At 62.5% G+C, this 15,799-nt stretch carries 7 protein-coding genes; 2 read left to right on the forward strand and 5 right to left on the reverse strand.

Annotated features, from left to right (window positions below; genetic code table 11):
- Window positions 1-57: 57 nt before the first annotated feature.
- Entirely contained in the window at window positions 58-1,413 is a 1,356-nt protein-coding gene (locus tag FFS62_RS04445; RefSeq protein ID WP_137971591.1) for a TolC family outer membrane protein, read from the reverse strand.
- Window positions 1,414-1,872: 459 nt separating this feature from the next.
- Here FFS62_RS04445 and FFS62_RS04450 point away from each other — a divergent pair, with 459 nt between their 5' ends.
- Window positions 1,873-11,502: a retention module-containing protein gene (locus FFS62_RS04450; protein WP_137971592.1), complete on the forward strand. Its 9,630-nt coding sequence runs from the start codon at window positions 1,873-1,875 to the stop codon at window positions 11,500-11,502.
- A gap of 69 nt (window positions 11,503-11,571) precedes the next feature.
- Complete coding sequence (locus FFS62_RS04455) at window positions 11,572-11,913, forward strand: tryptophan synthase subunit beta (RefSeq protein ID WP_137971593.1); 342 nt, start codon at window positions 11,572-11,574, stop codon at window positions 11,911-11,913.
- A 117-nt stretch (window positions 11,914-12,030) separates the two neighbouring features.
- Here FFS62_RS04455 and lapD read toward each other — a convergent pair whose 3' ends face one another.
- The 4 genes from lapD to FFS62_RS04475 all read right to left on the reverse strand — a co-directional run bounded on the left by lapD (window position 12,031) and on the right by FFS62_RS04475 (window position 15,761).
- Window positions 12,031-13,980, reverse strand: a complete 1,950-nt coding sequence (lapD, locus tag FFS62_RS04460) for a cyclic di-GMP receptor LapD (RefSeq protein WP_137971594.1) — start codon at window positions 13,978-13,980, stop codon at window positions 12,031-12,033.
- Between the two features lie 9 nt (window positions 13,981-13,989).
- A complete protein-coding gene (lapG, locus tag FFS62_RS04465; protein ID WP_137971595.1) occupies window positions 13,990-14,688 on the reverse strand; it encodes a cysteine protease LapG in 699 nt (232 codons plus the stop codon).
- A 71-nt stretch (window positions 14,689-14,759) separates the two neighbouring features.
- Window positions 14,760-15,164: a YbaN family protein gene (locus FFS62_RS04470; protein WP_137971596.1), complete on the reverse strand. Its 405-nt coding sequence runs from the start codon at window positions 15,162-15,164 to the stop codon at window positions 14,760-14,762.
- Between the two features lie 9 nt (window positions 15,165-15,173).
- Window positions 15,174-15,761: a YecA family protein gene (locus FFS62_RS04475; protein WP_137971597.1), complete on the reverse strand. Its 588-nt coding sequence runs from the start codon at window positions 15,759-15,761 to the stop codon at window positions 15,174-15,176.
- Window positions 15,762-15,799: the final 38 nt, after the last annotated feature.

The following is a 15,799-nucleotide window of genomic DNA, read 5'->3' on the forward strand; positions in this document are numbered from 1 at the left end:
TCACTACTCCTGAGAGGTCGCCCGGCGGTTATCGCGCGGGCGACGTCTTCGCCGGGACTACTTCATTTCCGGCAGGCGCGCCTCGCTCTTCACTTCGGTGAGGGCTACAGCTTCGGCCGGGACTACGACGTTCTGTTTCTTCAACAGCTCGCCCATGGCTGCGATGACGCGGTACATGGAGAACTCTTCGGTATAGCGAACCTCGGTGTAGCGGCGGTTGGCGGTGAAGAGTTCGTTGTCGCTGTCCAGCAGGTCGAGCAGGGTGCGCTGGCCGAGACTGAACTGTTGTTGGTAGGCCTCACGCACGCGCGAGGTGTAATCCGCATAGTCACGGGCCTTGGGGGTCTGCAGGCGGGCGTTCTCCATGGCGTTCCAGGCCAGCGAGAGGTTCTCGTTGACCACGCGCAAGGCGTTGTTGCGGATGTCCATGGACTGGTTGATCTGATGTGCCGCCGACTGCAGACGAGCCTTGTCGCGCATGCCGTTGAATAGGTTGTAGTTCATTACCACGGCCGCGCGCCAGGTGTTGTAGTGGCCCTCGTCGCCTTGCACGTTGTCGTCGGCAGTGGTGGCCAGTTCGAGGTCGAAGCGCGGGTAGAAGGGCGCCTTGGCCACTTCGTACTGTTTCTCGGCGGCATTGACGTCGGCCTGGGCGGACTTGAGGAAGGGATTGTTGTCCATCACCGTCTGCCGGGCGACGTTAACGTCTTCCGGCATCTCGCCCTTGATCGAGGCGGGCTGCTCCAGCTCGTCCGGCATACGGCCGGTGGCACTGAAGAAGTTGGCCTCGGCGTCGGCCAGGTTGACCTGCTCGGTATAGAGGTTGTTCTCGGCCAGAGCCAGACGGGCGACCGACTGATCCAGGTCGGCGGTGCTGCCAACGCCGCGCTCGCTGCGCAGGCCAATCTGGTCATTGATGCGCTGGTGAGCCTGCAGGTTGTTTTGCGCCAGGTTCACCATCTCGCGGCGCTTGAGCACTTCGAGGTAGACCTCAACAGTACGCAGGGCCAGGCTCTCGGAGGTGCCCTGTACATAGTAGGCACGGGAGTCGACCACCGACTTGGTGCGCGCCACCTCGTTGGGCGTGTTGAAGCCGTCGAACAGCATCTGCCGCAGGCGCAGTTCGGCGTCGTTATAAGTCAGGGTTTCCTTGTTGTGATCGCCCAGCGCTCGGGTGCTCGGGCTGTCGGTCTGCTCGCGGCCATAGCCGAGAAGCAGATCAACGGTAGGTAGATAGCCGCCCTTGGCGATTTTCACTTCCTCATCCGCAGACAGACGATCATTCATGCTGGCATGCAGCTCGGGATGATTGTCGATGGTGCTCTGGATGGCTTCCGAGAGTGTCATGGCCTGGGCCTGGAGACAGGCCATGGCCAGCAAAATGCCACTGTAGAGCGGTTTTAGTGAGGGCATGGTTTTTTCTCCTTATTTATATGCTCGGTTCCTGTCGCCAAAATACTGACGATTTATGCCTGAAAGAGCGTTTCAGGCCTGTAACATCACAGCTAAGAACATCTTCCAGAGTAGCTAAGAAAAATTCGTCACAAGATTTATGAGAAAAAAGTCTTATGCACTGTGTGAGATACGGCACATTGTTTCTTCCGTAAGCCGCGAAAAACGGGGCCTTCAGGCCTTTTCGCAGTTAAAGCAGATGGTCAAGCGCAGTTTGGAGCATAAGGGGCGGGAATGTTTCTGATGGAGTAGGTTCGGTGCAGTTGGGGCGACACTTTTTTGTCGCATTTCAAAGTGGGTTACTTGCGCCGCTCTACTTTTCTCAACTTTCTTCGCACGCAATCCCCGAGTTCGGAAGGTGATTTGGCCCTTTTGAAACGTGTCGACGGTGGTCGGCAGCTGTAGTGCGGAGGAAGGATCATGGCTACTTTGATTGGTGTCGTCAGCCAGGTTGTCGGCGAGGTCTATGCGGTAGCCGGCGATGGAACGCGTCGACCGTTAGTCGAAGGCGATCGGGTTTATGCCGGCGAGCAATTGGAAACCGGCGCGGCAGGCGCGGTCGCGGTCACCCTCACCAACGGTGAGGTCCTTACCCTCGGGCGCGACAGCAGCCTGGGCCTCAACGAACAGATGCTGGCTGGCAACGATGGCCAGACGGCCCAGCCCCAGGAGGAGGCGCCCGCGGCTCCTACCGATGGCGATCTCACTGACGTCGAACAACTGCAGGCCGCCATCGAGGCCGGCGTGGACCCGACCCAGGCTGGTGAGGCGACTGCCGCCGGTCCTGGCGCTGGTGGTGGCGGTGCCGGTGGTGCCGGCGGCGTTGGCGGTGGCCACAGCTTTGTGCTGCTGGGTGAAGTAGGCGGCGCGCTGGATCCGGTGATCGGCTTTCCTACCGAGGGTCTCAACACCGGTCCCGAATTCCCCGATCCCGAGCCCATCGTTACCGATGACCCGGCTCCAGACGGCGCACCTTTTGCGGCTGACGCCTCGGCTGAGGTCGATGAGGATGGCGATCCGGGCCTGCCCGAGCGCAATCCTGGTGGCCCGGATGACTCTCCGGCTCCCAGTCAGGTCTCAGGATCTCTGAACTACAGCTTTGGTCCGGATGGCCCGGGTAGTTTTGTCTGGAACGCCCCGAATCTGCTTGCCGTTCAGTCCCAGGGGCACGTGCTGTCGGTCGAGATCAGTGGCGATGGGCAGACGCTGACGGCGTTCTACATCCTGGGCGGCGCAGGAGGAGAAGGCGAAGACATTCGGGTCGACGTATTCGAAGTCGTCAACGCTGGTGGCACCTATACCTTCACTCTGTTCGAGCCGCTGGATCACCCTATTGCCGGGACCGAGGACGAGCTGCTTCTGCAAATTCCCTTCACCGTGACTGACAGCGATGGCGATGCCGCCAGTGCGATGCTGAATGTCGTAGTGGACGATGACACTCCAACCTTGTTCCAAGGCGAAGGAGAGGGGCAGTACTTCCGTGGAATCAGGGGCTCCGTGCAGGAAGACGCCCTTACCAAGATTCCGGATTCGCCGGACGATAGTGTCGAGCTTTTCGTACTCCCTCCAATTGCCCTGGATGCACCTTACGAGGGGAACAACGAGGACTCTGATCCGGTTGGGTCTGACGCTGACCCTGATCAGACCGTAACCTTCAGCAGCCACACCACCCCTGGCGTGCCGCCGCTCAGTGCCCTAGTCGACTTCGGCGCCGATCGCATCGGCTCTTTTGGCCTGGTAGATACCGAAACGGCAAACGAGGTACTCGGCTCGCTCGGGCTGACCTCTGGCGACGTGCCGCTGACCTACGAAGTAACCATCTACGACGACGGTGGCGTACCGCCGAGCGTGCTTTATACCGAGCTGGTTGCCTACGCGGGTGGCACCCCGATCTTCACCCTGCAAGTCGAGGCAGATGGCAACTTCACCTTCACGTTGCAAGGGCCCATCGACCATCCGTTAGCCAATGGTGACGACAGCGAGCATTGGTCCTACGAGGGCGATGGTGAGGAGACATTCTTCGGCATCGACTTCACCCATGTGCTGACTGCAACCGATTTCGATGGAGATCCGGTTGCCGAGTTTCAGGATGACTCGGTCGACGGACTGCTGGTCATCCAGATCGAAGACGATGTACCGAGGCTGGCCGGCAGCGAGAATCAGCGGCCCATCGTCGAGGCTACTGTCCACGACGATGCGCTGACTACCGGCGCGCCCTATGAGGGCAATAACGAGGATGGCGACGGCGTCGGTGAGGACGCTGACCCGGCCCAGCGCCTGACCGTTTCCGGAGGACCGGAAACCTTGTGGGCCCTGGTGGAATTTGGCGCCGACGGCCCTGGCGAGTTCAGCCTGATCAGTATCGGTGGCGATAGTGACGCGGCCACTGCCGCGTTGGAGTCGCTCACCAGTCAGGGGCTGGAGTCGGGCGGGCAGCCGCTGCAGTTCCGCATGGATGGCGACGTACTGGTGGGCTACGTCGAGAATGCTGGCTCGGGCTCGCTTAGCTATGACGTGTTCAGCCTGGAAGTGGGTGCCGATGGCAGCTACAGCTTTACCCTGTTGGGGCCGATCGATCATCCGGTGCCGGAAGGTGGTGTGGACGGCGATGACGAACTGCTAAGCGATGGCGAAGGGGCCGCGATTGATTTCTCGGGTGTGTTGGCTGCCACTGACGGCGATGGCGATCCACTGGTAGGTGGCTTCCCTGAAGGCAGCTTCACCGTCAACGTGGAAGACGATGTGCCGGTGCAAACCGGAGCCGATGGCAACCGCCCGAGCGTGCACGGCGCTGTGCAGGAGGATGCCCTGACCTTGGTTGATGGCGCTCCGCACGAGGGCAATCACGAGGGTGGCTCGCAGACCACCACTGCCAGCAGCAACACCGGTAGCCTGAACAGCCTGGTTAATTTCGGCGCCGACGGCCCCGGTCAGTTCAGTCTGTCCACTGATGTCAGCTCGCTGGAGGCACAGAACCTGACCTCAAACAGCATTCCGTTGGAATATGTCGTGGTCAACAATCTGCTGACCGCCACGGCGGGCGGCGAAACCATCTTCACGCTCAGTGTCTCCAGTAATGGCAATTACGAGTTCATACTTCAGGGGCCGCTAGATCACCCGGTTCCGGAAGGATTGCCGGATGGTGACAACGAACTGCTGCCGCTCCCGATAGACTTCTCCGGCGTGCTGGTGGCCACCGATGGCGACGATGATCCGTTGGACGGGTTCGCCGATGGCTCCTTCGTGATCGACGTCGAGGACGACATCCCGATTGCCCAGGATGACTACGCTACCGTGCTGGCCGGCGAGTCCACGGACATCAACATGGTGTTCGTGCTGGACTTCAGTGGCAGCATCGATGACAACGAACTGAACCTCATGCTCGACGCGGTGCGTACCGCCGGGCAGGAGCTGTTCAACACCGCCGGCGGCGAAGTCCGGATTCAGATCGTGGCCTTCTCCGAGAACTCGATCCCCTACGCGTCGGTCGATAACATCGCGGACTTCACCGCTCTGGTGAATTCGCTCAACCCGCAGGAGCCAGGTGGTGATCGGCCGCTCGATGGCCTTACCGACTTCACCGATGCGGTCGAGCAGACCATGGCCTCCTATACCCCGATGCCGGGCTGGAACAACCAGGTCATCTTCATCAGCGACGGCAACCCCAACGAGCAAACCGGTCCTGGTGGCGCCCCGTCGATCATCGATCCGGTGGCAACTGCCTGGAACACCTTCATCGATAGTAATGGCATTACCGTCACCACTATCGGCATCGGCGATAACATCGACGATCCGCGTCTGGAAGACGTCGACGTGGACGGCGGACCGAACAACGATCCGCTGCGGGTGGAGGACTTCGACGATCTGGTCGACACCCTGCTGGAGGAAGTGGTCGGCGGGCTGGTGCAGGGCAATGTGCTGGAAGGTAGCGACAACGCTGTCGGTGGCGGCGATGACGACGCCTATGGCGCCGATGGCCCCGGCTACATCCAGTCGATCACCATCTACGGCGTGCCCTACACCTGGGATGGTGTGGTCGATGGCAGTGAACAGCTGACCGACATTGCCACCCCGGGAGGCGGCACCCTGTCCTTCAACTTCAACACGGGTGAGTGGTCATATCAGGCCGCGGCCGATATCGACGGCGACAAGGTGGAAAGCTTCGAGTACACCATCGTCGATAACGATGGCGACCCGGCTACTGCCACCCTGCACATTTACGTTGAGGACGGCAGTCCGGTCGAAGCTAAGGTTACCGACGACGCTGTTGCCGGCGGTATACCGGATGGCGATGGCCTGACGGCCTCGGTCAGCGGCAGTGTCGCCTCTCTGGCAGTCGGCCCCGACACGGCGGTCTTCAGCCTCAATGCCGGTGGTATTGGTGGCCTGACTGGCGCTACCTCGGGTGGCGTCGCGCTGGTCTACTCGATCAGCAGCAACGTCCTCACCGCCACTGCCGGTCCGGCCGGCCCGACGGTCTTCACCCTGGAGGTCGGTCCCAGCGGTAGCTACACCTTCACTCTGGATCGGGCCCTTGATCATCCGTTGGGCAACGGCGACGACAACGAGCAGCTGACCCTGAACTTCGCCAGCGTACTCGAGGCCGAAACTGCCGGTGGCGCCCCGGTCGACCTGGCCGGGGCCTTCCTCATCCACGTCGAGGACGATGTGCCGGTGGTCGACATCCTGCCCAACTCGGCGGCGAGCGTGGCTGAAGGTTCGACCTATGACGGCACCTGGACCCATGGTATGGGGGGCGATGGCGCCGGCAGCATCAAGGTGCTGGTAGGTCCCAACGAGTACAACCTGGATACCAACATCTCGCTAGCCAGCGGTACGCTGCGGGTCAACAGCGATGGTACCTGGAGCTTCCAGGCTGGCAGCGGGCTGGATCAGGATGTGATCAACAGCCAGACCTTCTCGGTGCGGGTGCGTGATTACGATCAGGACACCGCGACCGACAGCTTCACCATCCGCATCACCGATGCCGGCTCTCCCACTGGCGGGCAGACCAGCAATGCGGTGGATGAAGAGGGGCTCACCAATGGCATCGCCGGCGGTCCCAATGATGCTGCGGGCACTGACACCACTGTCACCGGCAACCTGGGCTACAGCTTCGGCCCCGACGGTGCGGCACCTGTGGGAGCCTTCACCTGGAGCACGGCAGGTCTGCCGGCGCTGACCTCCGGCGGCACTGCGCTGACCTATTCGGTGAGCGCCGATGGCCTGACCCTGACGGCGGCCAAGGTTGGGGGCGGCGCAACCGTCTTCACCGTCAAGGTCACCAACGTCTCGACCGGCGCCTACGAGTTCAAGCTGCTGCAGCCGCTGGATCACTCGGCCCCGGTTTCACCGACCGGCAGCGACGAGAACAACATCGACCTGAGCTTCGCTTACACGGTCAAGGACGATGACGGTTCGACCGCCAACGGCAGCCTGGGCATTTCCGTCGACGACGACAGCCCGGCGGTCAATCTGCTGCCGGATACACCGGTCAATATGGCCGAAGGCACTACCTACAGCAGTGGTACCTGGAGCGGCGGTTATGGTGCCGACGGCGGCGGTAGTGCCAAGGTGCTGGTGGGGGCCAACGAGTACAGCCTCAATACCAACATTGCCCTGGATACCGGCATTCTGCGGGTCAACAGCAACGGTACCTGGAGCTTCCAGGCCGCCAATGGCCTGGATCAGGATATCTACAACAGCCAGAGCTTCTCGGTGCAGGTGCGTGACTACGACCAGGACACCGTGACCGATAGCGTGACCATCAACATCGCCGATGCGGCCAAACCCTCGGGAGGTACGGCGAATAACGCGGTAGACGAAGAAGGGCTGAGCAACGGCATCACCGGCGGTCCCAATGATGCAGCGGGTACCGATACCACTGTCACCGGCAACCTGGGCTACAGCTTCGGTCCGGATGGTGCGGCACCCGTGGGAGCCTTCGCCTGGAGCACTGCCGGCCTGCCGGCATTGACCTCCGGTGGCACTGCGCTGACCTATTCGGTGAGCGCCGATGGTCTGACCCTGACGGCGGCCAAGGTGGGAGGCGGCGCAACCGTCTTCACCGTCAAGGTCACCGATGTCGCGACCGGTGCCTACGAGTTCAAGCTGCTGCTGCCGTTGGATCATCCGGCTCCGGTTTCACCGACCGGCAGCGATGAAAACAACATTGGCCTGAGCTTCGGCTACACCGTCCAGGACGATGACGGTTCCACCGCCAATGGCAGCCTGGGCATTTCCGTCGACGACGATAGCCCGGCGGTGAATCTGTTGCCGGATGCACCGGTCAATGTGGCCGAGGGCACCAGCTACAACAGCGGTACCTGGACCAGCGGTTATGGCGCCGACGGTGCCGGCAGCATCAAGGTGCTGGTAGGCGCCAACGAGTACAACCTGGACGCCGATATCGCCCTGGCGACCGGCACATTGCGGGTCAACAGCGACGGCACCTGGAGCTTCCAGGCCGCCAATGGTCTGGATCAGGATGTCATCAACAGCCAGAGCTTCTCGGTGCGGGTGCGTGACTACGACCAGGACACCGTGACCGATAGCTTGACCATCAACATCACCGATGCGGCCAAGCCCACGGGAGGTGCGGCGAACAACGCGGTGGATGAAGACGGGCTGGCCAACGGCGTAGCCGGTGGCCCCAACGATGCTGCGGGGGCCGATACCACGGTTACCGGCACTCTGGGCTACAGCTTCGGTGCCGACGGTGCGGCACCCGTGGGAGCCTTCACCTGGAGTACAGGAGGGCTGCTGGCACTGACCTCCGGTGGCACCGCGCTGACCTACTCGGTGAGCTCCGATGGCCTGACCCTGACGGCTGCCAAGACGGGAGGCGGCGCAACCGTCTTCACCGTCAAAGTCACCGATGTCGCGACCGGTGCCTACGAGTTCAAACTGCTGCTGCCGCTGGATCACTCGGCACCTGTATCTCCGGTTACCAGTGACGAGAACAATATCAACCTGAACTTCAGCTACACGGTCAAGGACGATGATGGCTCGACCGCCAATGGCAGCCTGGGCATCTCCGTCGACGACGACAGCCCGACCGCTAAGGACAACACCATCAGCGTGACCGAAGGCGGGGTGCCACCGTTCAATCTGATCCTGGTGGTGGATACGTCCGGAAGCATGCTTTACGAGATCGGCGGCAACACCCAGGGTTCGCCCAACCGCCTGGAACTGGCCAAGGAAGCGCTGTCCAACATGATCGACAGCTATGCCGCCCTTGGCGTAGATCTGGCGATCACGGTGATCGACTTCGCCACCGGTGCCCTGCTGATTCCTCAGACCACCGACCCGGATGTGGCCAAGCTCAACATCCAGAACTTGGCCACCGACGGCGGCAACACCAACTACAACGCCCCGCTGGTCCTGGCACAGAATCAGTTGACCGCCGACCTGGTCAACCTGCCGGACTACGAGCACAGGGTGTACTTCCTGTCCGACGGCCAGCCCAATGTGGGCAACGTGCCTGCCGGATGGACATCCTTCATCGATGCCAGCGGCGCCGAGGTGTATGCGGTTGGTCTCAGCGTCAGCGGCAATGCCGGTGCGATCGCGCAGCTTGGTCTGGTCGAGGATCATGGTGACGCCGTCACCCTGATCGATGACCCCTATGACCTCGATGCGACCCTGCAGGCTACTGTGCCGCAGCCGACCATGGGCAATATGGTGACCGATGTTGACCCGGTGGATGGTGTCGACACCAGTGGTGCGGATGTGCCGGTAACGGTGACCCAGATCAGCTTCGTCGCAGCCGATCCGTCGGCCTACATCGGGGTGGCCGACAGCATCGTCGGCAATGTGGTGACCTTCCTGGTACAGGGCGGCACTACCGGCCCGATCGAGACTCCGCTGGGCGGTACTCTGGTGGTCAACGCCAACGGTTCCTACAGCTATACACCGCCAAATGACGTGCTGGTCGATAGTCAGGAGGTGTTCACCTACACCATCGTCGACAAGGATGGCGACAAGTCCAGTGCCGATCTGACCATCAACGTTCTGGATACCAGCCCGATCGTTGCCAACGTGTACGAGGACGGCCTGCCCAACGGCTTGCCGGATCCGGACTCCAACGTCACCAGCGTATCGGGCACTCTGGCGGGTGCAGTGGTAGACAGCGCCGGTGTGACCTTCAGCCTGGGTAGCGTTGCCGGCCTTCCGGCGCTGACTGCCGATGGAGTGGCCATCACCTACAGCGTGGTCGATGGGCCGACCTCCGATACCCTGACCGCCAAGGCCGGTACGGTGAATATCTTCACCCTGGTGCTGCAGGCCAACGGTAGCTACACCTTCAACCTGCTGGGTGCGATCGACCATGCCACGGCCAACGGCGACGATCAGGAGCTGAAGGACCTGGACCTCTCCAGCGTCATCGTGGCCAAGGAAGGGGCAACCAACGTCCCGTTGATTCGCGACTTCATCGTGCAGGTCGAGGACGATGTGCCCGTCGCCTTCACGCCGGTCACCGCAGTGCTGGTCGACCAGGTCAATGACACTCGCTTCATCACCGAAAGCCTGCGCTTCGAGGATTCGGCCGGTGCCGATGGCCCCGATCAGGTGGTCTTCTCCATCGTCGAAGGAACGGCGGCACGGGATGCCAGCGGTAATCTGCTGAGCATGAACGGTCAGCAGCTGTATCTGTTCTACGGCAGCGATCAGTCGATTGTCGAGGCGAAGACCAGTGCAGGCGGGACCTTGGCGTATCGCATCGACATGGATGCCTCGACGGATAGCTACACGCTCACTACCTACGGCCCCATTGCCAACGGTAGCGAGGTGTCAGCAACCAACCTGACTGGCGTCGGTGGTGGCAATGTGCGCTACAAGGGCCTGATCGACATGGGGGGCACCAACTTCGATGCCCTGCTGTCGACCACCTCGGGTGAGAGCGTCAACACCAACAGCAGCGAAATCGGCATCACCGATGGCAACCGTTTCGACGACGGCGAGCGGATGCGTCTCGACCTGGTCAACGGGCTGGCCACTGGTGGGGCCAATGGCACCGGCTTTACCTACACCAGCCATAACACCACCAACCGTTTTGCCCAGAAAGTAGCCTGGGTCAGCCCCAGCGGTAGTGGTACGGCCACGTTGATCGTTTCGGTATTGCTGGCCGACGATGACTACAACTTCATTGGCGATGCCTCGGGAGAAACTACGCGCAATCTGTCCACCAGCAATATCCGCGTCTATGCCATCGAAAGTGGTGTGGAAGTGGACAAGACTGGGTTGGTCGATCTGGATGACCTGGGCAACTCGATCCGGATATCCGGTATGGAAGAGGGATGGTGGTACGAGGTCAGCACCACCAGCGCCTTCAGCGCGGTGGTGATCGAAGGGGATGATGCAGACGATGGCGAGCCCTTCAAACTGGGCTTCTTCGAATACGATCAGGCCTCTACCGGGCAGCCGATCAACCTGTCGCACAACATTGTCGGCATCGACAGTGATGGCGACAGTGTCTCCAGCACGTTGAAGGCGAGGTTGGTGCCTGACTCGCTGTCGGTGGACGGCGGCGCCGGTATCGACAACCTGGTGGGCACCGCCCAGGCCGACTACCTGTTCGGTAACGGAGGCAACGACACGCTCAGTGGCCTGGCCGGTAACGATGTACTTTCCGGCGGTACGGGAAATGACCTCATCATCGGTGGCCTGGGTAACGACATACTGGCCGGCGGTGTCGGAGCAGATGTCTTCCGTTGGCAGGCTGCCGATACCACGGGCGCCGACAAGGTCCTGGACTTCAAGCCAAGTGAAGGCGACAAGCTGGATCTTACTCAGCTGCTGGTCGGCGAGACCTATAACGCCGGTTCGTTGGATGACTTCCTCCACTTCTCGGTGGTGGATAACAGCACGGTTATCTCCGTGAGTCCGACGGCGGGTGGAGCAACGACCACGACCATCGAGCTGACTGGCTTCAACGTGGCAGCCGAGTATGGCGTCACTCCTGGCGGTGGCGGCATCATCTCGGCGGGCGCCGACACCGCAACGGTGATCAACGGGCTGCTGGGGGACAATGCTCTGCAAGTCGCTTGATTGGTGACATAGCCATAGGCCCGCTACCCTTCCGGGGTAGCGGGCCTTTTTATGCCTGGAGGAAGCCACATGGTGTACGTGCAAAGGGATGCCGAGGGGCGGTTGCTGCGGGTGGAGCATGATCCGTTCGAGGGAATGACGGAGACGCTGGCAGTCGAGAGCGAGGAACTGCACAGCTGGCTGTCGACTCGAGAAGAAGTGCGTGGGCGTCTGGCCAGCCTGCAGGAGTCGGACCTGGAGCTGGTCCGGGTGCTGGAAGACGTGGTGGGCGTATTGGTGGCGAAGGGCTTGATCCGCTACACCGATCTACCAGAGGCGGCCCGGCGCAAGCTGGATCGGCGTGCGGTCACCCGTGCCGAGATCGAGGGTCTCAGCGGTTTGCTGGGTGACGAAGAGCACCAGTTGCTCTGATCCTCGGTTACTGCGCGTGGTTGTCTGTACCTCGAGCCCAGGGAGTCGATCGCGAGGCATTCAAGCATTCGCCCGGTGCCTTGGCCCCAGGTGAATACTCCTTGGTTCTCCTGACCGTTACTCCGTCTTCCAGGGCGCCGGTGCGCCTACCAGGCGGCCCATCGCGCCATAGATACCCAATTCCTTGAGCACACTCAACTCGCCTTCGGTTTCCACCATCTCGGCGATCAGTGGCAGATCGATGCTGTTGGTGGCGCGGAAGATCGCCTCGATGAACATGCGCTTGTCGTCTTCCTTGTCGATGGCGCGGATGTAGCTGCCGTCGATCTTCAGGTATGCCAGGCCCAGGTGGGTCAGGTTGCCGATCAGGCTGAAGCGCCCGCCGAAGTGCTGCAGGCCCAGGTGGTAGCCAGCCTCGCGCACCTGCTGGCTGAGTGTTTCCAGCTCTGCCGGTGGTGGTAGGTAGCGTTCGTCCAGTTCCAGGGTCATGAGTTCGCCCTGTTGCGGGTGTTCCCTGAGTACCTCGATCAGCTTGCCGAGGCTTTTGGCGTCGCGCAGCGTGGCGGCGGACAGGCTGAGGGCGAGTGGCTGCGGGTACTTGGCCAGGTGCGCCAGGCTGTGCTCGAGCATGGCCAGGTCGAAGCGTGCGGCCCAGCCCAGGCGTTCGATCCACGGCAGGAAGCGGCCGGCGGCCACGGCCTCGCCCTGCGGGTCGAGCAGGCGCGCCAGGACCTTCTGATGCAGCACCTGGCTGGTGTCTGCGCAGGCCGCCACGGGCTGGAAGTACAGCTGCAGCATGCTCTGGCTGAGCGCATCGTCGATCCAGCGCCGCCAGTCGTGCAGGCCCTGGCCATTGGTGGTCTGGAAGTCGTCCAGGCGCTCCCAGGACTTGCCCGCATTGCTCTGCGCCTGGGCCAGGGCCTGGTCGGCGCGGCCGATCACATTGGCCACTTCCTCGCCGGGGCGGAACGCGGCGATGCCCAGGTGCGCCACGGGCGTACAATCGCTGGCGCCGGTCTGGCGCAGGCTCTCCAGCCCGTCCGCCAGTTCCTGGGCAAGGCGGTCGGCATCCTCGGCGACCAGGCCCGGGGCGAGCAGGGTGAACTCGCCGCCGCGGCTGCGCGAGGCCAGCCAGTCCGGCGCGCCGCGCTGCTCCAGCAAGCGCTTGAGCAGTTCACCGATGCTGTAGATCAGCGAGTCGGTACGCTGGCCGCCCATGCGCTGGTTGAGGCCGCCGAGATCGTTCACGCGCAGGAACATCAGGTAGCCCGAGGCGTTCTGCTCGGTCACCGCCAACTGGTTGGCCAGCTTGATCTCGAACAGGCGGCGGTTGGCCAGGCCGGTGAGGCTGTCCTGGTAGGCCTCTTCGCGCAGCTTCTCGCTGCGCGCGGCTTCCTCGGCGAACAGCTGCTTGAGCTTCTCGACCATCTGGTTCATCGCCAGCACCACGCGCTTGAGCTCGGGGGTGCGCGGCACGCGGGGCAGGGTGAGGAATTCGCGACGGGTGATGGCCTGGGCCTGGCTGACCATGTTGTCCAGCGGGCGCAGCTGGGTGCGTAGCAGCCAGCCGCCGAGGATGGCGCTGATCACGCCGCACAGCAGCAGCCAGAGCAAGCTGCCGATGGCGCTGTCCCACAGCTTGGCCAGGGCGAATTGCGGATGGCTGAGCACCTCGACCCGCGCCGCCTGTTCCCAGCCGCGCATGATCAGCGCATCGCCGCCCTGCGGATCGAGGTCGACCAGGTCGACGAACCAGGCGGGCACCTTGTCCGAGGTGGTGGTGGTGCGCCGCTCGACTATCACTTCCTCGCCGGGAATGCGCACCACGCGGATGGTGGCGAAGTAGCCGCTGTCGAAGATCGAGCTGACCATCAGCTCGATCATCGCCGGGTCGTCCACGTGTGGCGTCATCGACAGGCCCAGCGCGGTGGCGGCGTCCTGGGCATGCGAGCGCAACTGGCTGAGCAGCTGTTCGCGCGAGGTCTCCACGCCGGCGATAAAGCTGCCGGTGAAGGCCACCACGAGGAACAGGCAGATGGCGAGAAACAGCTGTTTCAACAGGGACATAGGCCTCTCCTAACCCTCTCCGATGTCGAAGCCTTCGGCTCGCATCTTTTTCAACAGATCCTGCCAGCGCGACAGTTTCTTGGTGTCGCTCTTCCTGCCGGTCTGGCCTGGCAGATACAGGCCCTCGGCATTGAAGGCGTAGACCGGCAGCAGGTCCTTGCGCTGGGACGCGGGGCGGATTTCTCCGATCAGATTGTCCAGCACCAGGGGTTCTGCGCCGGGGCTGGCGTAATAGGTGAGCACCATGTGCGCCTGGTTGTAGCGCAGTGCCTTGACGTACGTGATGCGCAGCTTGTCGCTGGGCACGCCCAGGCGGCGCAGGGTGAAGTACTTGGCGATGGAGTAGTCCTCGCAGTCGCCGGCGCCCTTGATCAGCGCCTCGACCGGCGTGGCCCAGTAGTCGTTCTGCCGCCAGTTGCGGCTGTCGTCGGAGAAGCGGAACTGGCGATTGAAGAAGCGATTGACCGCGGCCAGCTTCTCGTTTTCGGGGAGATTGGTGCTGCTGATGATCAGCTCGTCCCAGGCCTCGATGCGGCCCTTGGCGACGCCGAGGTTGCCATAGCGCTGCTCGGCATTCTGCAGGATCAGACCGAAGTCCCAGTTGGCTCGCGCCACCATCGCCAGCAGCAGGCCGAGCAGGGCGCCGAGCAACAGCCGGCCTGGCGGCAGGCGCTTGGCTCGTCCCTGAATGCTCGGCCGCAACGGCATGGAAATGTCTCCACGAGAGGTGGATGAAGTGTAGGCAGCGCGTCACGTTTTTTCCGCTTTCGCGGTGCGCTTCAGCGGCGGTTGGGCAGGGTCTTCTGACGCAGGATGTAGAGGCTCACCAGCACCGCGCTGGTGAGCATGAAGGCGCGTGCCCAGGGCAGCGGCACCAGGTAGCAGGACAGGCCGATGCTGGCCCACATCAGGCCCAGGGCATAGACCTTGCCCTTGAGCGGAATGCCGTTGCCTTCCAGGTAGTCACGAATCCACGGGCCGAGGCGCGGGTGGTTGACCAGCCACAGGTAGAAGCGCCTGGAACTGCGCACGAAACAGGCCGCGGCCAGCAGCAGGAAGGGCGTGGTGGGCAGCACCGGCACGAAGATGCCGATCACCCCGAGCACCACGCTCAGCCAGCCGATCGCCAGCAGCGCGTAACGCACGCTGCGGTGACGGCTCTGCTGGATGTCGCTGTGCGCCATGGGCGCGGCTTAATGGTGGCGGGGTTTGAGAAGGGCTGGTTTCTCTTCCGGCGCCTGGCACAGCAGGAACAGGGCGGTGAGCAGTTCGGGGATCTGGTCGACCATGCTGTCCACCAAATGGCGGTCGCGGGCGATCTCGGCGAATTCCGGCTGCTCGTCGAACAGGCCGGAGGCGACCATGATCGGCAGCAGCAGCTCGCTGACTTCGTCTTCGGAGTCCTCGAACCACACGGCCTCGCGCAGGAACACACCTTCCATGAAGCCGATGCACCAGCCGCGCAGGTCGGAGTCGTCCGGCTCGTCGCCGAGGTCGATGTCGCAGGGGATTTCCGGCTCGTCGTCGCTGGCCAGCTGGCGGGCGATGTGGGCCTTGAGCAGCTGCAGAGTGATTTCGATTTCTTCGCGCTCGGCCTCGCTGCGGTAGTGCGGCGGCTCGGCGAACAGGGCGTCGATCCACTCGCGCTCCGGCACCTGGTCGGGGCAGATGCACAGGGCGGTCAGGTAGCCATGGGCGGCCACGTAGTCCAGAGCTTCTTCGTGCAGATCATCAGCATCGAGGAAGGCTTGCAGGCGGGACAATTGCTCGGCGAAGGACATCGTGGGACTACCTTGAGTGAGTAAACATCGGGATTCTA

Source organism: Pseudomonas sp. F(2018) (assembly GCF_005508865.1).
Taxonomy (GTDB): Bacteria; Pseudomonadota; Gammaproteobacteria; order Pseudomonadales; family Pseudomonadaceae; genus Aquipseudomonas.

Excerpts from the sequence above, each read along its gene's own strand:
- FFS62_RS04450 (WP_137971592.1), top strand. The coding sequence starts at position 1,873 with ATGGCTACTTTGATTGGTGTCGTCAGCCAGGTTGTCGGCGAGGTCTAT.
- FFS62_RS04470 (WP_137971596.1), bottom strand. The coding sequence starts at position 15,164 with ATGGCGCACAGCGACATCCAGCAGAGCCGTCACCGCAGCGTGCGTTAC.
- lapD (WP_137971594.1), bottom strand. The coding sequence starts at position 13,980 with ATGTCCCTGTTGAAACAGCTGTTTCTCGCCATCTGCCTGTTCCTCGTG.
- FFS62_RS04455 (WP_137971593.1), top strand. The coding sequence starts at position 11,572 with ATGGTGTACGTGCAAAGGGATGCCGAGGGGCGGTTGCTGCGGGTGGAG.
- lapG (WP_137971595.1), bottom strand. The coding sequence starts at position 14,688 with ATGCCGTTGCGGCCGAGCATTCAGGGACGAGCCAAGCGCCTGCCGCCA.
- FFS62_RS04475 (WP_137971597.1), bottom strand. The coding sequence starts at position 15,761 with ATGTCCTTCGCCGAGCAATTGTCCCGCCTGCAAGCCTTCCTCGATGCT.
- FFS62_RS04445 (WP_137971591.1), bottom strand. The coding sequence starts at position 1,413 with ATGCCCTCACTAAAACCGCTCTACAGTGGCATTTTGCTGGCCATGGCC.